Source organism: Azonexus sp. (assembly GCF_030824335.1).
GTDB lineage: Bacteria > Pseudomonadota > Gammaproteobacteria > Burkholderiales > Rhodocyclaceae > Azonexus.
Genome location: NZ_JAVBXX010000007.1, coordinates 92,606 through 109,782, shown reverse-complemented (window position 1 = coordinate 109,782; position 17,177 = coordinate 92,606). Strand labels below are relative to the sequence as shown.

The window sequence follows — 17,177 nt, the reverse complement described above, 5'->3', positions numbered from 1 at the left end:
GGAGCTACAGCCCGGCTGCTAAAAAATCTGCAGACTCACGAACTGCGGGTGTCACCTTTATCGACGGGGAAGAAAGCGAAACCCGGAAAACATTCACTGGCCACTGTAGTCTTTCGCCAGCATTCACCGATCACTTGCGACAAGAAGCACGCCGTCTTGAATGCAGCATTTATTCCGTACTCTGCGCCGGAAAACGACTTGAGGACAGATTCAGCGATGAGGTGGTGGTGCTATGAATAGCTGCTCTGCCCGCAATACAATTCGTGCTGAAATAGGCGATCCACCCAGCCGCCCGTCAATAGGATAAAAATGCTCCTACGCCTGTACATCCACAACTACCGCTGTCTTGAAAATTTCGAGTTCAAGCCCGGTGATGCCTCGTCAGTCCTGCTGATCGGAAAAACGGCACAGGAAAATCCATCTTGGCACAGGCTCTCAGAATTTTTCAAGCCATTGGTCGGGGCGCCAACCGCGTCGGCCAACTGGTCAAACCTCGGGATTTTTCCCTTGGCAGGACCGCAGTACCCATGCGCTTTGAGTTGCAGGTTTTGCTGGATGGTCGGGTCTTCCAGTACACCTTGGCGCTGGATTTGCCTGAGCGTTTCAGGGAATTGCGGGTCTTGGAAGAGCAATTGCGCGTGGATGACGAATTGCTGTATTCACGGAAGCTGGCAGAAATTACCTTGCAACGGGAAAATGCCGAGCTACCCGCTGCCCGCTTCAACATGGACTGGCATTTGGTGGCCCTGCCTGTAATTCAAGATCCTTCCACAAGCAATGCTTTGGGCAGTTTGCGTGAATGGTTGGCGCGCATGGTGTTGCTGGCTCCCATGCCACGCCTGATGCGCGGTGAGGCTCAGAACGAATCGCTGGAGCCTGATGAAGACGCCAGCAATCTGGCTGACTGGCTGTCGGGCTTGTTAGCGCACTACCCTGCGGCTTATGCGCCGCTGAGCCAGTACCTGCAGCAAGTCATGCCCGATCTGTGGGACTTTCGCTTCGAGCGGGAGGGCAAGGAGGCCAAGGCATTGCTGGTGCGCTTCAAAGCCGGTAACGCCCAGCATGAGCTGGATTTCGATGCTTTATCCGACGGCGAAAAGTGTTTCTTTCTCTGTGGCGTACTGCTAGCCGCCAACCAGAGCTATGGCCCCTTGCTGGCATTCTGGGATGAACCCGACAACTACCTTTCGCTCAGCGAAGTGAGTCATTTTGTAACGGCCTTGCGGCGCGGTTTCCATCAAGGCGGACAAATCCTGATGACCTCGCACAATGAGGAAGCTGTGCGCCGTTTCTCCAATGACAACACCTGGGTACTGGGCCGCAAAAGTCATCTTGAACCGACTGTCATTCGTCCCCTGGAAGCGCTCTCGCCCGGCTCAGACATCATTCAGGCGCTGATTTGCGGGGAACTGGAGCCATGAGCGTCAATCTCTACAAGCCGCATGTGCTGGTGCTGCCAGAAGACGATGCCAACCGGCAATTAGCCAACGGTTTTTTGCAAGACCCAGCGCTGAATTTGCGCGCCATTCAGGTGCTGCCCATTGCTGGCGGTTGGAGCAAGGTACGCGATGACTTTGTCAGCACCCACCTTAGCCAACTGCGCAATTATGCCCTGCGTCATTTGGTGCTGTTGATCGATTTTGACGGACAGGTAGCAACCCGACTGAAACACTTCAACGATGCGTTTCCAGAATAGGTACGCGAGCGTGTTTACCTGCTGGGCACAAAGGATGACCCCGAACCATTGCGCAAGGATTGTGGCATTTCGCTGGAAAAGGTCGGAGAACAACTGGCCAAGGCTTGTGCCAACGGTACACCAGGCCACTGGGAACATCCCATGCTGCACCATAACCAGCCAGAGCTGGAACGCTTGATCCAGAACGTAAAACCCTTTTTGTTCAAAGGCTGATACGATTTTGATCATCGACAAAACCAACCCGCACATACACGCCATCGGCCAACGTGCCGAATCTCGTGTACTGAGCGCACTTTCGACCCTTCCCGCCCCTTGGCAGTTTTTTTCCACGGTCGAGTGGCGCCTGTTGCAGCGCCACGGCGAAAGTATCGGCGAGGTGGATGTGGTTGTTTTTCATCCCGCGCATGGGCTGGTGGTTTTCGAAATCAAGGCAGGAGAGGTCGAGGTACGTAACGGCAGCTGGTTTTACGGCTCCGGATTGCCGATGAAGCAGTCGCCGATGGCGCAAGCACGGCGTAATCGCTACGCCTTGCAGGAAAAACTCCGGCACCGCCTGGGGGCTGGCGTGGATACTTTGATGGTGACGCATGCCGTCTGGTTTCCCGAGATAACCTGGAAGGCAGCAGCGCCGATGGAAATCCCTTCGCGGCATTTTCTGCTCGACCGCAACGCATTGAAAGATCCGGAATCTGCTTTGCTCGCGCTATTGCGCGAGGCGGCACCCAACGGACCGGCGTGGAGCCGTAGCCAGCAACAAGCCTTGAAGGAATTGCTTGCGCCGGATTGCCATTTGCTAGTGCCGCTATCGGTGCAGGTTGATGCCACGCTGGACAAACTCCATCAGGCAACTGAGCAGCAAATGTCCGTGTTACGGATGTTGCGCAGCCAGTCACGTTTGTTAGTGGAAGGCGGTGCCGGCACGGGCAAAACGCTGCTGGCCTGCACGTTGGCGCGTGAGCATGCGGCACAGGGTAAATCCGTTTTGCTCACTTGTTTCAATAAGCAACTGGCCAACCATTTGGCAGCTTGTCTGGCTGATTGCCCCGAAGTACAGGTGACCAATTTTCATGAACTGGTACACCAGATGGCAACTCAGGCAGGCTTGCCTTACGAGATCATCGATAACCCGGAACAACGCGCCCGCTTCTTCCGCGAAGGTGCGCCAGAACTGTTGCTCAACGCCAGTGAATTGCTGGATGTACGCTTTGACACCCTGATCGTCGACGAGGCGATGGACTTTGCCTCAACCTGGTGGATTGCCCTCTCCGCATTGGGACGAGACAATTTTTCTTGGTACTGTTTTTACGACAGACAGCAGGCCATTTACCAGCATGGCAGCACTTGGGAAACACCTTTCACTGCTGCCCCGATGCAACTGGAAACCAATTTGCGTAACCCGCAGCCGATTGGTGAGTTCGCAGCCAATATTGCCCACTATCCACCGCCAGCCGCATTCCGGGTACAAAGCGGCAGCAAACCGATAACGCTACGCGCCCCGGATTTCGCCACCATGGCCGAGCAATTGCGAACCTTACTGAACGAACTGACGCTCAAGGACAATATTGCACTGGAGCAAATCGTCGTCCTCTCCCCCTATCGGATGGAGAATGTCAAATCTGCCTGGCGAACCGGCTTGTCTCAGGTCAAGACATCTTCCGATATGGCCACCCCGTCGACCGGAAAAATCCGCGTCGGTACGATACAGGGTTTCAAGGGGCTGGAAGCCGATGTCGTCATTCTGGTCGGCATTGATGCCAACGCCGCGAAGCACCTCGATTGGCTGTATATCGGCGCCAGCCGCGCACGGGCAGTTTTGTATCTGCTGGCACTCGAAGAGTTTTCCAATCTCCCCGAGTAGCCAGTTTTCTCCAACAACTAACCGTCACATACGCTATCAATCGCTCAACTGAAAAAGCGATCGATTTTTTCTCCCAGCTTGACCAGCGAGCCGAATGTCGTGTCAATCGCATTCATCGTTCCTTCATGAACGCTATCCAACCCTCTTTCCAAGGCATTGCGTCCCCGGTAAAAACTTCCATAAGCTGCCAAGGCCCAATCCCGGCCATGATAGAAAGTGTTGCTGCCGATATTCAGGGCATCGGTATTGGGTCGCCATTCAACGCCAAAGAACGTATCGGAAAACTGCTTGTCATCGCTGAAATAAACCTCCAATACAGTTGGTTCCGGCGCATCAAAGATCACATTGATAAAACGGCCAAAGGTGGATGACTTGCGCAGCGATGTCGCCTCCAGCGTTTCGGTATTGAAGACATCGACTGCCTCCCCGTCGAGCAACAGCACGGGATAATCGCAAGCGTCCGATGGCAAACCGATGATATAGCGCAACGACTGTGCCAAAAGCTCGGCGTTGGTCTGATAGACCCCGGATGGCACAAGCAACACTTGCGCGTCGCCAATCGTTTTGAAATCGCTCACGACAAGTACCTGGCACGCCAAGGATTCATCCAGGTGCGATGTTTCAAGCTGGTTGGCAAGCGAATCCTCACCAAGGGAGCGCAACAACATGGCGCCATGCGCCAGTTCGTCAGATGTCGGCAAACGATTCACCGATGGCATTTGCAAAGAGTTTTTCATGATCGACTCCTGAGGGTTGTAGTGATTTGACAGCGCCAGTATCAGGAGTCATGGCGACAGGTCGTGTCTTTCCTGAAATGGTTTTTAAACTCCTAGCAGTGCTGCATCAAGAGGCTCATCACCAAGCAAGTCACTGACAACACATCGCTAAATATCTATGCTAAAACTATCGCCAAAGGGGCCATTGCTCCTTTTTTCATACAAACCTTTTAGCCCCGTCCCACCCAACGAAAGTGAGCTTCAGCTTGCGTACCAACCAGCTAAACGCAATTCTTCTGACTCTTGTGCTGATCGCCCTTATCGTCTCCGGGATTGCTCCCTTCGACCGGGGAACCTGGGTTCTGGAGGTGGCACCGGTCGTGATTGCCATCCCTATTCTGTGGCGGACCCGGCAATCCTTTCCCTTGACGACCCTGCTTTACGTTCTGATTACCGCCCATGCGCTGGTACTGATTCTTGGCGGTGCTTACACCTATGCCAGAGTACCGCTGGGCTTCTGGTTGCAGGATTTATTCGAGTTGGGACGCAATCCTTACGACAAGATCGGGCATTTCATGCAGGGTTTCGTACCGGCCCTGATCGCCCGGGAAATCCTGTTGCGCGGCAACTACGTATCCGGGAAAAGCATGCCGGGTTTTCTCTCGGTCTGCGTAGCGCTGGCGATCAGCGCTTTTTACGAATTACTTGAATGGTGGGCTGCGCTGGCCTGGGGACAAGGCGCAGAAGAGTTTCTCGGCACCCAGGGCGACCCGTGGGATACCCAGTCCGACATGTTCCTGGCCTTGATCGGTGCAACGCTGGCGGTACGCTTTCTGGCACGCTGGCAGGATGCACAAATTCGTCATCTTCCGCCTAACGAACAGCGGGAATAATTTGCTGCCGAATGCATTTCGCGCTGCCAGCCGCAGGCAAATTAGCGATAATTCGCCTCTTATTCTTTTTACCGATGTCCGCCCGTGAATCCCCACCTCGCGCAACTCCAGCCCTATCCTTTTGAAAAACTGCGTGCCCTGTTTGCCGGCGTCACACCAGACCCGCAATACAAGGAGATCAAACTCTCCATCGGCGAACCGCAGCACGCCACACCGCCGTTCATCATGGAAGCCTTGATGACCAGCCTGAAGGGGCTGGCCAATTACCCGACGACACAGGGCATTCCGGCATTGCGTCAGGCCATCGGCACTTGGTGCCGGCATCGCTACGAGCTGGAACTGAACCCGGAAACTGAAATTCTTCCGGTCAACGGCTCACGCGAAGCACTTTTCTCGTTTGCCCAGACGGTAATCAATCCAGGTTTGGGGCACGTTCCCCTGGTCGTCTGCCCGAATCCCTTCTACCAGATTTACGAAGGTGCAGCCTATCTGGGCGGTGCCGAACCGCGCTTTCTGAACAACCTCCCGGAAAACGGTTTCGCGTTCGATTACAGCGCCCTGTCGAAAGAAGAATGGTCGCGCGTCCAGTTGTTCTATGTCTGCTCGCCGGGCAATCCGACCGGCAAAGTGCTGTCGCTGGAGGACTGGAAAACGCTGTTCGCCCTGTCCGACAAATACGGTTTCATCATCGCCTCCGATGAATGCTATTCGGAAATCTATTTCGACGAAGCCAACCCGCCGATCGGTGGTCTGCAGGCAGCAAAACTGCTCGGCCGCTCGAACGAGCGACTGGTCATGTTCTCCAGCCTGTCGAAGCGCTCGAATGTACCGGGCATGCGTTCCGGCTTTGTTGCCGGCGACGCAAAAATCCTGAAAAACTTCCTGCTCTATCGCACTTACCACGGCTGCGCCATGGCGCCACCGGTGCAGATGGCTTCGGTCGCCGCCTGGAACGACGAGGCGCATGTACTGGACAATCGCAACCAATACCGCGAAAAATTCGCCACCAGCACCCCACTGATCAGCGAAGTCCTGGGCACCGGCATGCCGGATGCCGGCTTCTACCTTTGGGCCCGCACCCCCATTGCCGATACCGAGTTCGCCCGGGGTTTGCTCGAACACTATAATGTCGTCGTTTTACCCGGCAGTTTCCTTGGCCGCGAGGTCAATGGCATCAACCCCGGCGCCAACTTCGTCCGTATTGCCCTGGTCGCTTCGCTGGCCGAATGTCGCGAAGCGACCGACCGTATCCGTCAATTCGCCAAACAACTGTAAACTGAGAGAACCCCTATGAGCCATCCGCTGCAAGCCACCATTGACGACCTCTGGGAACGCCGTACCGAGCTTTCCACCCAATCGACCGACGCCATCAAGATCATCGAATCCGTGATCGGCGATCTCGACAGCGGCAAACTGCGCGTTGCCGAAAAGATCAACGGTGAATGGGTGGTCAACCAGTGGGCCAAGAAGGCCGTGCTGCTGTCCTTCCGCACCCGCGACAACCGCGTCCAGGAAGCCGGCGAAATTCGTTTCTACGACAAGGTAGACACCAAGTTCCAAGGCTGGACCGAAGAACAATTCAAGGCCGGCGGCTTCCGCGTCGTACCGGGCGCCTTCGCGCGCAAGGGCTCCTTCATCGCCAAGAACACCGTGCTGATGCCCTCCTTCGTCAACATCGGCGCCTACGTCGATGAAGGCACCATGGTCGACGCCTGGGCCACCGTCGGCTCCTGCGCGCAGATCGGCAAGAACGTACACCTATCCGGCGGCGTCGGCATCGGCGGCGTGCTGGAGCCGATCCAGGCTGGTCCAGTCATCATCGAAGACAACTGCTTCATCGGTGCCCGTTCGGAAGTCGTCGAAGGCGTTGTCGTCGGCGAGAATTCAGTCATTTCGATGGGCGTCTACATCGGCCAAAGCACCCCGATCTACGACCGCGAAACCGGCGAAATCACCTACGGCAAGATCCCGGCGGGTTCCGTCGTGATCAGCGGCAACCTGCCGAAAGATGGCGGCAAGTACAGCATGTACGCCGCGATCATCGTCAAGAAGGTCGACGCGCAAACCCGCTCGAAGACCAGCATCAACGAACTGCTGCGCCCTTAAGCCACCCAAACTTACGAAGGTCTTGTCATGATCCTCGACAAACTGTTCCAGTTGATGTCGGAAAAGCAGGCGTCGGATATTTTCATCTCCGCCGGTGCGCCGATCCACATCAAGATCCAAGGCAATACCCTGCCGGTCAATCAGCAAATCATGTTGCCCGACATGATCGACAAGATTGCCTACGAACTGATGTCGCCGGAGCAGATCAAGACCTTCGAGGCCAACAACGAGATGAACCTCTCGTTCGGTGTACCGCAGGTCGGTAACTTCCGGATCAACCTGTTCCGCCAGCGCGGCTCGATCAGCGTCGTGGTGCGCTTCATTCTCGGCAACATTCCGACGCTGGACAGCCTGGACCTGCCGCCTGTGCTTACCGATTTGATCATGGAAAAACGTGGTCTGGTGCTGATCGTTGGCGCCACCGGCTCCGGCAAATCGACCACCATCGCGTCGATGCTGGATTACCGGAACGAATCGCGTACCGGCCACATCCTGACAGTGGAAGACCCGATCGAATTCCTGTTCAAGCACAAGAAATCCATCGTCAACCAGCGTGAAATCGGGATGGATACGCACGACTGGGCCTCGGCCCTGAAGAATGCGATGCGTCAGGCACCGGACTGCATCCTGATCGGCGAAATCCGCGATCGTGAGACCATGCAAGCCGCCATCGCCTATGCCCAAACCGGGCATCTCTGCCTCGCTACGCTGCATGCCAACAACAGTTATCACGCGCTGAACCGGATCATCAGTTTTTTCCCGATGGAAAACCGCTCGGCGCTTTTCCTCGACCTGTCGTCAGCCCTGCGCGCTGTCATTTCCCAGCGCCTGGTGAAAAAACCCGATGGCAAACGCACGCCGACCTGCGAAATCATGCTCAATACGCGGCATATCAGCGAATTGATCGAACGCGGCGAAGTGCAAAGTATCAAGGATGCGATGGAGCAGTCGCTGGCACCGGGGTCGCAGACTTTCGAACAGGATTTGTTCCGGCTTTATCACGAAGGCACCATCACGCTGGAAGAAGCCCTGGCCAACTCCGATTCGCCAACCAATCTCTCCTGGCTGATCAACAATTCCGAAATCAATGTCAGCAACGGTAAGGATGAACGGAAATCCGACCTGGCGCTTGACTTTGACAGCACCAACGAAGGCGGCGCGTCGTTCAAGGAATTCACGCTTAACCTGGCCGACGACGAAGAAAACCACTGATGACCGACCCCACCCTCGAACTGGCACGCCAGATCATGGCCTGCCCGTCCGTGACGCCGGATGACGCCGGCTGCATGGACATCCTTGGCGCCCGCCTGGCTGCCATCGGCTTCACCCTCGAATTCCTCGACCGCAACGGCACCCGCAACCTGTGGGCACGCCGCGGCAACCGCGCCCCGCTGTTCGTCTTCGCCGGCCATACCGACGTCGTGCCGACCGGGCCGCTGGACAAATGGACCAGCCCGCCGTTCGCCCCCGAAATCCGCGACGGCAAGCTCTACGGCCGTGGTGCCGCCGACATGAAAACCGGCGTTGCCGCGGCGTTGACCGCAACAGAAGCCTTCGTCGCCGCCCATCCGGCGCACCCCGGTTCGCTCGCCTTCCTGCTCACTTCCGATGAAGAAGGCGATGCCAACGACGGCACCGTCGCTGTCGTCGAAGCGCTCAAGGCGCGCGGCGAGCGCCTGGATTACTGCATCATCGGCGAACCGACCTCGGTCAACACGCTCGGCGACATGATCAAGAACGGCCGCCGCGGCTCGCTGTCCGGCGTACTCGAGATCAAGGGCATCCAGTGCCACATCGCCTACCCGGAAAAGGGCCGCAACCCGATCCACCAGGCGGCACCGGCCATCGCCGAACTGGCGGCGACCGAGTGGGACCAGGGCAACGAATACTTTCCGCCGACCACCTGGCAGATTTCCAACATCCACGGCGGCACCGGCGCGACCAACGTCGTTCCCGGTCAACTCGAAATCAAGTTCAATTTCCGCTTCTCCACCGCCAGCACGCCGGAAGGCCTGCAGCAGCGCCTGTGCGCCATCCTCGACCGGCACGGCCTGGAATACGCGATCAAATGGACGCTCGGCGCCAGCCCCTTCCTGACCGGCCGCGGCCCGCTCGCCGATGCCGCCATGACGGCGATCCGCGAAACCTGCGGCATCGAAACCGAACTGTCCACCACCGGCGGTACCTCGGATGGCCGCTTCATCGCGCCGATCTGCGACCAGTTGCTGGAAATCGGCCCGTCCAACGCGACCAGCCACAAGATCGACGAATGCATCGCCATCGATGCGCCGTCGAAGCTCTCCGCCATCTATCGTCGCATCCTTGAACAGATTCTCCTCAAATGACCGTTTCCGCCAAGACCGAACTGATCACGGTTCGTGATTTCATCCGCTACGCCGTCAGCCGCTTCAACGCCGCCGGCCTGTTCTTCGGCCACGGCAGCGACAACGCCTGGGACGAAGCGGTGTACCTGACGCTGCACACGCTGCACCTGCCGCTCGACCGCCTCGAACCCTTCCTCGACGCCCGCCTGCTGCCGGAAGAGCGCGTCGCCCTGCTCGACATCACCACCCGCCGCTGCCAGGACCGCCTGCCCGCCGCCTACCTGACGCACGAAGCCTGGCTCGGCGAACACCGTTTCTATGTCGACGACCGCGTCATCGTGCCGCGCTCCTTTATCGCCGAACTGCTCGATGAACAACTGACGCCGTGGATCGATGACCCATGGGCCGTCGAACACGCCCTCGACCTGTGCACCGGCTCCGGCTGCCTGGCCATCCTGACCGCGCTGGCCTTCCCTAATGCCACGGTCGACGCCGTCGATCTGTCGAAGGAAGCCCTGCAGGTAGCCGAGCGCAACATCGCCGACTACCACCTGGTCGACCGCGTCCGCCCGGTGCATTCCGATGCCTTCACGGCGCTGGCCGGTCGCAAGTACGACCTGATCATCTCCAACCCGCCCTACGTCGACGCCCAGGCTGTTGCCGCGCTGCCGCCCGAATACCGGCACGAACCGGAAATGGCGCTCGGCTCAGGCGACGACGGACTGGACTTCACCCGCATCATCCTCGCCAAAGCGAAAAAGCACCTCAACGCAGACGGCATCCTCGTCGTCGAAATCGGCCACAACCGCGACGCGCTGGAAGCCGCCTTCCCGACGCTCCCCTTCACCTGGCTCGACACCGCCGCCGGCGACGAATACGTTTTCATGCTGCGCGCCGCCGACCTCCCCGCCTGACCCCCCCAACCCCGTCATTGCGAGCGCAGCGAAGCAATCCACACCAGCCCCCTGGATCGCCACAACCTCCGGCCTCGCGATGACGCCTCCGTACCTCGTCATTGCGAGCAAAGCGAAGCAATCCACACTCAGCCCCCCATGAAACTCTACGAACTGCCCAGCCCGTTCGAAATCGAAACGGGCACGGTGCTGATGCTCGAACCCGAATGGGCGCGCGCCGGTGAGTTGCGTGCGCAGCTACTCGACGAAAGCTACCCGAAACCCTTCGTCATCGACGACGGCAAGTCGCGCTACCTGTATTTCAACGTCCGCCTGATGCAAAGCGAGATGTCGCTGAAGGCCCCGCACGACCTGGCGCTGCGCTACACGCAGAAGATGATGGGCTTCCTGCTCTTCCATCCGCGGCCCAAGCGCATCGCGCTGATCGGTCTCGGCGGCGGCTCGATCATCAAGTTCTGCCACCGCCGACTGCCCGGTGTACAGCTCACCGCCATCGAACTCGACCCCGACGTCATCGCGCTGCGCGACGCCTTCTTCATACCGCCCGACGACGAACGCCTGCAAATCCTGCATGCCGACGGTGCCGAATACATCGAGCAGGTTGAAAAAGGCATCGACGCGCTGCTCATCGACGCCTTCGACAAGACCGGCTTCGCCCCGTCGCTGGCCAACCGCGAATTTCTCACCGCCGCCTTCGCCAAACTCTCCGGCAACGGCGTGCTGGTCATCAACCTGGCCGGTGACAAGGAAAGCTTCGCCGGGCTGATCGGCGAAGTCATGCATGTCTTCGACGACCAGGTGATCATGATTTCCGTCCCTGACGACGGCAACCACATCCTCTACGCTTTCAAGGAACGCTACTTCGAACCGCGCTGGCGCTGGCTGAACAACCACGCCAAGGAACTGCGCGCCCGCCTCGGTCTCGACTTCCCGGCCTTCGTGCAGAAGATGGAACGCGCCAGCAAACTCGGCCTCGCCAGGCGCGAAGCGATCCGCGGCCGCTGAAAAAATTGTATTCAGGCAGGCCACAGCACGCCTGACATTTGCTCCATCTCCACGGTGGAGAACAAAGGTCTTCCTGGCTGCCTGAGCTCAGTGGCCATTTCCGGCTCGTCACGAAATTCCGCCTGAATTTCTTCGATCCTTGCGCTGCAGCACAACAACGCGTCGACGCAGCGCGGATCAAGTTTGCTGCCTGCCAGCTTCCGCAACTCATTGAAAGCCGCATGATTGCCCCACGCTTCCTTGTAGCAACGCTTCGAAGTCAAGGCATCAAACACATCGGCGACAGCGATGATCCTGGCTTCCAACGGAATATTGTCGCCGGCAAGGCCTGACGGATAGCCGCTGCCATCGAAGTTCTCATGATGGTATTGCGCAATATTGCAGACCATCTTGGTGTATCCCAAATCGTCCAGACCAAAGTTTCCGAGCATTGATTCGATAATCTCTCGCCCCTTACTCGCGTGGGTTTTCATGATCTGGAATTCCTGATCGGTGAGCTTTCCGGGCTTGCACAATATTTCGTCAGCAATCGCAATCTTCCCGATATCGTGCATTGGGGCAAACCAGAACACAGCCTCGACGAACTCGTCATCCAACCCACGCTCTGCGGCAATTCCATTGGCAATCAGGCGGGAAAAACGGGCCATCCGTTCCAGATGCGCACCAGTTTCCGGATCACGATGGCCGGAGAAACAGGTCGCGGTTCTTATCGCACCCTGCAGGACCATCACCTGCTTGAGTTCCAGGCTAACCAGCAAGGACACCAACCGGGCGATCATGTCGAGATAAGGTAGTGAGGACTCGTCAAATACGTCAGGCTCGGATGAGTTGAAAAAAACGAAACCCGCCAGTTGTCCGCTTTGATAAATCGGCACGGTATAGCTAGCCCGATAACCGTATTTGGCGAGTCTTCTTGAATGCTCCCGACTCTTGCCCAAGCGTGACAGATCATTGATGACCCGTGGCCTGCCTTCCTGATAAATTGAATACAGCGAAGGCGCATCTCGCAGCTTGCACTGGTAATGCCCGAGCGGATTTTCTCCCCCTTCAGTGCTATGGGCAAAAGTCTGTAGCGTATCGCACTGAGGATCGTAGACCGCGATACCGATTCGCTGCACGAACGGACAGCGCTGCGTGAGAATACGATGCAGGAAGGCAATTTTCTCCGACATCGAGAGCTTCTCGTTCAGCCTGTTGAGTAAATCATGGTGCTCGGATTCCATCGCGTATTTTTTCATGAGACTCTCTATCCTGGCAGGATGACAAACGAAACAGGAACAAGTCCCTGGCAACAGGCACTGCGAACATCTTCCTCATCACCACTTGCGCCAGACCTTCACTTTATCGATGCGGAATTTCGAAGTCATCACCCCAAGGGGTGATATCTCCATCATGCTGGAGCCTTATAATTCATATAGTTAATTTGAAATCAGACTTCATCGATGGGTATCCAGCACACCGGAAATGCAGAAATAGATCAACAGCATGCCATTCTGGAGAGCATGGTCGAGCAGTTGCGGCAACCCTGTCCCGTCTCGCTGCAGCACGCAGTTGCCGATTGCGCCGGATGTGCACATTCAATCCAGCAGGATTGCCGGAATACTCTTGAAGGCATGACCAAGCAGTTGGCTGCCTTTCTGATCGGGCATGCAACCTACGAGGAAAGAATGATGGAGTTGTTGCCGGACACGCCGATATGCCAGTCGCACATCAAGGGTCACAAGGCCGCCCATGAGGGAATCGCCAGGCAATTGAAACGGCTCGCTGCAGAGGTTCACAGCAAAGATCCCCGAACAGCCAGCGTGACCTTGTGGCAGCTTTTGGGGGACTGGCTGGGCGATCATGCCATGCTGTTCGACAATCGATTGGTGCGCCTGGGGAAATCCGCAGCCCCGGAAATCGACTTTGATGCGGAACTCGTTGCCATGCTGGACCAGCACGTCTTCCCCAACCGGCCGACCACAGCCTCTCTATCCGGACAACAAGTTGCGCAGCGCGACAAACTGGAAATGCGCGGCCGCTTCGAATCCCTTACTGCCGCTCAACGCAAGATATTCTGGCTGGTTATCGCTGGCAGGAAAAACTCCGAAATCGCCTCAGAACTGTCCATTTCGGTCAACACCGTAAAAACCCACCGCAGCGCGATATTTCAAAAATTCGAGGTTTCTTCTCTGATCGAACTAGTCAAGAAAACCAATGTGCTTCGCTGAACAGCCAGCCCCCCATGACGACCTCAGGATGCGGGGTTGGAAACCTCAGCAAGAATCGCCTTCAGTAATCGCCAGCAACGTTCCACCGAGGCCACCTCGACCCGTTCACCGGGGGCATGCGCGCCATGTATGGTTGGCCCGAACGAGACAATATCCAGCTCCGGATATTTAGCCCCGATGATGCCGCACTCGAGTCCAGCATGGATCACCTGCACCTTCGACTCGCCGCCGAAATCGCGCCGATAAACCGCCTGGCAAGTTTTCAGTAGCGCCGAATCGGGATTCGGTGCCCAACCCGGATACTGTCCGGTTTTTTCCGCCACCGTCCCGGATAGCGCAAACAGACTGACGATCTCATCGGCCAAGGCCGTCGCAGCGCGGTCGACCAGCGAACGGACCATGAAATTGCAGCAACTGCCGGCCGGAGAAATATCGACCATACCAAGATTATTCGAAGTTTCGACCACACCAGGCACCGAGCGGCTCATCCGGCGCACGCCGTGCGGTGCGGCATGCAGCGATGCCAGCCAGATCGAATGCTCGTTTTCCGACAACATCTCTACCGCCGCACTGCAGCCAGCTTGCAGCGTGACGCCATCGTCGATGCCGCGCAAGATTTCGCGCAGAACAATCTGCTGCCCTGCCAACCATTCTTCCAACCCCGTCGCGTCGGGCAAGGCAATACTGGCAAAAGCTTCGCGCGGCAAGGCATTGCGTGCCGTTCCACCGCGCAGTTCGACCAGACGAAACGGCTGCACAGCCACCAGTTCATTGAGCAAAGCGACAAGCAACTTGATCGCATTGCCGCGCTCTTCGTGAATATCGACACCGGAATGCCCGCCACGCAAACCAAGCAGTTCGACCCGGCGTACCGTCCAGCCTGCCGGTAGGGGTTCGGTGCTGGCCGGACGTTGAACATCGACATCCAACCCACCGGCGCAACCGAGATAGAACTCGCCCCACGCTTCGGTATCGAGATTGAGCATCAGACTGGCATTCAGCAAGCCTCCAGCCAAGCCCCTAGCCCCACCCATTCCCGCTTCTTCATCGACGGTGAGCAAGGCTTCGAGTGGACCATGTACCAAGCTTTTATCGGCTAACGCAGCCATGATCAAAGCCACGCCAATGCCGTTGTCGGCCCCCAGCGTCGTCCCCTCGGCCAGCAACCAGCCATCGCGCAATACGGGCACGATGGGATCGCTGGAAAAATCGTGCGTACTATCAGAATTTTTCTGGCACACCATGTCCAGATGCGCCTGCATGACCAAGCCCGGCGATTTTTCCCGACCCGGCGATGCCGGCTTGCGCAAAATCAGGTTGCCAACGCGGTCGACCGCAATATTCAGACCCTTTTCCTGCGCCCAAGCGACGATCTGTCCGCTGATCCGGGCTTCGTTTTTGGAAGCCCGAGGGGTTGAACACAACTGGGCAAACTCCGACCAGACCGGCTTCGGCTCCAGTTCGGCGAAAACATCGGCAGACAAACTCATTGATCAAAACTCCGCGCGAACAGGAAAACCATCACGCAACGGTATCTACGCCATTCCCGAGATGTGAAGGATTGCTTGGAAGCGTTTGCAGCAACTGCATTGCCGACTGCTCCTCGACTTCCATGGCCTTCTTCAGAACGGCGAATTGAACGGCTTGTGCCGTTTCACCTTGTTTGATCTGCGTTGCCATTGACGCAATTGCACTGACATCCATTGAAACACCTCTTCGGGTCACACCACCGTTCATTCAGTGGATATCCCGATTACGGCAGCGCAGGAAAAAACTTGATTCCAAGAACGTCCAAGCAAACCACTAATAGCTGAAATGAACTTCTGAAATGAAAAACCCCGCAAGTCGGAAGACTGGCGGGGTTTAAAATTCTGGGGCGACTGATGGGGCTCGAACCCACGACAACCGGAATCACAATCCGGGACTCTACCAACTGAGCTACAGCCGCCGCTGAAGAAGGCGCGCATTGTAATTCGTTCCAGAACAACTTGTCTACAGACTTTTCAACTTTCTTCACAGAATCCTTTCCAGACCACAGCGCCAATCCGCAACAGCCCGACCGTGATATTATTATCGGCTTTATTTTTCGGCGCCTTAAGTCACAAGGAACTCTCATGGAAGCAACTACCGCACAAGCCAACGAACTCGAACGTCGCATTGATCTCTCTGTCGCCATTGCCGACATCGAGAAGGAAATGGACCAGCGCCTGAAGCGCATGGGCCGCAATATCAAGATGCCGGGTTTCCGTCCGGGCAAGGTGCCGTTCTCCATCATCAAGCAACAGCATGGCGACCAGGCACGTCATGAAGTACTGGCCGAACAACTGGATTGTGTTTTTGCCGATGCTGTGAACGCTCAGAAACTGCACGTTGCCGGTTATCCGCGCGTCGAACCGAAGACGACGGAAAGCACGACCGACATGACGTTTTCTTTTGTCTTCGAGGTTTATCCGGAATTCGTGCCGGGCGACGTGTCGACCGCAGAAATCGAACGTCCGGTCCTCGAAGTCGGTGCTGCTGAAATCGAAAAGACCCTCGACATCCTGCGCAAGCAGCGTGTTCGCTACGACAACGCCGAGCGTGGCGCCCAGAAGGATGACCGCGTGGTCATCGATTTCCTGGGCAAGAAAGATGGCGTTGCCTTCCAGGGCGGTCAGGCCAGCGATTACCCGTTCGTGCTCGGCCAGGGCATGATGCTGCCGGATTTCGAGAAGGCAGTTGAAGGCTGTTCCGTTGGCGAAAGCAAGACGTTTGATCTGGCTTTCCCGGAGGATTATCACGCCAAGGATCTGGCTGGCCAGACCGTGCAGTTCGAAATCACCGTCAAGCAGGTTCAGGCGCCGCGCCTGCCGGAAATCGACGCCGATTTCGCCAAGATGATGGGCGTTACCGATGGCGATGTCGAAAAGATGCGCGCCGAGATCGAAGCCAACCTGAAGCGTGAAGTGAAGCGTCGCATTGAAGGCAAGGTCAAGGATCAGGTCATGGAAGCCCTGCTCAAGGCCAATCCGATTTCCGTACCGAACGCACTGGTCGACATGGAAATCCAGCGTCTAATGCAATCTGCCCGCCAGGATATGGAACAGCGCGGCATGAAGGTCAAGGACATGCCGATCCAGCCGGAGTGGTTTGCCGACCAGGCCAAGCGCCGGGTTACCCTTGGCCTGATCCTTGCTGAAGTGGTCAAGACCGAGAAGCTCCAGGCAACACCGGAACAGGTTCGCAAAATGGTTGAAGACATGGCTGCCAGCTATGAACAGCCGGAAGAAGTCATCCGCTGGTACTACGCCCAACCGCAGCGCCTGAGCGATGTGGAAGGTGTTGCAATCGAGAGCAACGTGGTCGAATGGGTACTTGGCAAGGCCAAGGTGACTGACAAGGCTGCCGTTTTTGATGAATTGATGAACCAGCAGCAATAAGCTGAATTTCGTCACAAAAACGACAACCGTCTGAAA

The 17,177-nt window shown here is 57.0% G+C and carries 17 protein-coding genes and 1 tRNA gene; 13 read left to right on the top strand and 5 right to left on the bottom strand.

Translation table 11 applies throughout. The features are described from left to right. Positions 1 to 422: 422 nt before the first annotated feature. Genes RCI20_RS04410 through RCI20_RS04395 form a run of 4 tightly spaced genes read left to right on the top strand, consistent with a single transcriptional unit; the run spans position 423 to position 3,554 of the window. The gene (locus RCI20_RS04410) at positions 423 to 1,421 is read left to right on the top strand and encodes an AAA family ATPase (protein ID WP_306603352.1); all 999 of its coding nucleotides are present in this window, start codon (positions 423 to 425) and stop codon (positions 1,419 to 1,421) included. Beyond that, on the top strand, positions 1,418 to 1,696 hold the full coding sequence (locus RCI20_RS04405; RefSeq protein WP_306603351.1) for a hypothetical protein: 279 nt from the start codon (positions 1,418 to 1,420) through the stop codon (positions 1,694 to 1,696). Before RCI20_RS04410 ends, RCI20_RS04405 begins: the two co-directional genes overlap by 4 nt. A 48-nt stretch (positions 1,697 to 1,744) precedes the next feature. After that, entirely contained in the window at positions 1,745 to 1,909 is a 165-nt protein-coding gene (locus RCI20_RS04400; RefSeq protein WP_306603350.1) for a hypothetical protein, read from the top strand. Positions 1,910 to 1,916: 7 nt separating this feature from the next. Continuing rightward, on the top strand, positions 1,917 to 3,554 hold the full coding sequence (locus RCI20_RS04395; RefSeq protein ID WP_306603349.1) for a nuclease-related domain-containing DEAD/DEAH box helicase: 1,638 nt from the start codon (positions 1,917 to 1,919) through the stop codon (positions 3,552 to 3,554). 44 nt (positions 3,555 to 3,598) lie between these two features. On the opposite strand, the gene RCI20_RS04390 is transcribed toward RCI20_RS04395, so the two are convergent. Then, positions 3,599 to 4,291 (bottom strand): hypothetical protein, encoded by a 693-nt coding sequence (locus RCI20_RS04390; protein ID WP_306603348.1) that lies wholly within the window; start codon positions 4,289 to 4,291, stop codon positions 3,599 to 3,601. A 284-nt stretch (positions 4,292 to 4,575) separates the two neighbouring features. Between RCI20_RS04390 and RCI20_RS04385 the strand changes: the two genes are divergently transcribed. The 7 genes from RCI20_RS04385 to RCI20_RS04355 all read left to right on the top strand — a co-directional run bounded on the left by RCI20_RS04385 (position 4,576) and on the right by RCI20_RS04355 (position 11,512). Next, positions 4,576 to 5,163, top strand: coding sequence for a DUF2238 domain-containing protein (locus RCI20_RS04385; protein ID WP_306603347.1), 588 nt, complete (start codon positions 4,576 to 4,578; stop codon positions 5,161 to 5,163). 84 nt (positions 5,164 to 5,247) lie between these two features. Then, positions 5,248 to 6,438 carry a succinyldiaminopimelate transaminase gene (gene dapC / locus RCI20_RS04380; protein WP_306603346.1) on the top strand — a complete coding sequence of 397 codons (1,191 nt, stop codon included), beginning with the start codon at positions 5,248 to 5,250 and terminating at the stop codon, positions 6,436 to 6,438. A 15-nt stretch (positions 6,439 to 6,453) separates the two neighbouring features. Beyond that, on the top strand, positions 6,454 to 7,269 hold the full coding sequence (dapD, locus tag RCI20_RS04375; protein WP_306603344.1) for a 2,3,4,5-tetrahydropyridine-2,6-dicarboxylate N-succinyltransferase: 816 nt from the start codon (positions 6,454 to 6,456) through the stop codon (positions 7,267 to 7,269). A gap of 27 nt (positions 7,270 to 7,296) precedes the next feature. After that, a complete protein-coding gene (locus tag RCI20_RS04370; protein WP_306603343.1) occupies positions 7,297 to 8,481 on the top strand; it encodes a PilT/PilU family type 4a pilus ATPase in 1,185 nt (394 codons plus the stop codon). Then, positions 8,481 to 9,614, top strand: a complete 1,134-nt coding sequence (dapE, locus tag RCI20_RS04365) for a succinyl-diaminopimelate desuccinylase (RefSeq protein ID WP_306603342.1) — start codon at positions 8,481 to 8,483, stop codon at positions 9,612 to 9,614. Before RCI20_RS04370 ends, dapE begins: the two co-directional genes overlap by 1 nt. Then, positions 9,611 to 10,507, top strand: coding sequence for a 50S ribosomal protein L3 N(5)-glutamine methyltransferase (gene prmB / locus RCI20_RS04360; RefSeq protein ID WP_306603340.1), 897 nt, complete (start codon positions 9,611 to 9,613; stop codon positions 10,505 to 10,507). Before dapE ends, prmB begins: the two co-directional genes overlap by 4 nt. A gap of 138 nt (positions 10,508 to 10,645) precedes the next feature. Further along, on the top strand, positions 10,646 to 11,512 hold the full coding sequence (locus RCI20_RS04355) for a spermidine synthase-like protein (RefSeq protein WP_306603339.1): 867 nt from the start codon (positions 10,646 to 10,648) through the stop codon (positions 11,510 to 11,512). Between the two features lie 11 nt (positions 11,513 to 11,523). Here the strand turns inward: RCI20_RS04355 and RCI20_RS04350 are convergent, their stop codons facing one another. Further along, entirely contained in the window at positions 11,524 to 12,750 is a 1,227-nt protein-coding gene (locus RCI20_RS04350) for an HD domain-containing phosphohydrolase (RefSeq protein WP_306603337.1), read from the bottom strand. Between the two features lie 204 nt (positions 12,751 to 12,954). Here RCI20_RS04350 and RCI20_RS04345 point away from each other — a divergent pair, with 204 nt between their 5' ends. Next, complete coding sequence (locus RCI20_RS04345) at positions 12,955 to 13,722, top strand: LuxR C-terminal-related transcriptional regulator (protein WP_306603335.1); 768 nt, start codon at positions 12,955 to 12,957, stop codon at positions 13,720 to 13,722. Between the two features lie 23 nt (positions 13,723 to 13,745). Here the strand turns inward: RCI20_RS04345 and RCI20_RS04340 are convergent, their stop codons facing one another. From RCI20_RS04340 to RCI20_RS04330, 3 genes are all read right to left on the bottom strand, one after another. Beyond that, positions 13,746 to 15,212, bottom strand: coding sequence for an aminoacyl-histidine dipeptidase (locus tag RCI20_RS04340; protein ID WP_306603333.1), 1,467 nt, complete (start codon positions 15,210 to 15,212; stop codon positions 13,746 to 13,748). 31 nt (positions 15,213 to 15,243) lie between these two features. Continuing rightward, on the bottom strand, positions 15,244 to 15,459 hold the full coding sequence (locus tag RCI20_RS04335; protein WP_306603332.1) for a YjfB family protein: 216 nt from the start codon (positions 15,457 to 15,459) through the stop codon (positions 15,244 to 15,246). Positions 15,460 to 15,594: 135 nt separating this feature from the next. After that, positions 15,595 to 15,670: transfer RNA gene (locus RCI20_RS04330), tRNA-His, on the bottom strand. A 166-nt stretch (positions 15,671 to 15,836) separates the two neighbouring features. On the opposite strand from RCI20_RS04330, the gene tig reads away from it, so the two are divergent. Then, the gene (gene tig, locus RCI20_RS04325) at positions 15,837 to 17,141 is read left to right on the top strand and encodes a trigger factor (RefSeq protein ID WP_306603331.1); all 1,305 of its coding nucleotides are present in this window, start codon (positions 15,837 to 15,839) and stop codon (positions 17,139 to 17,141) included. Positions 17,142 to 17,177 lie beyond the last annotated feature (36 nt).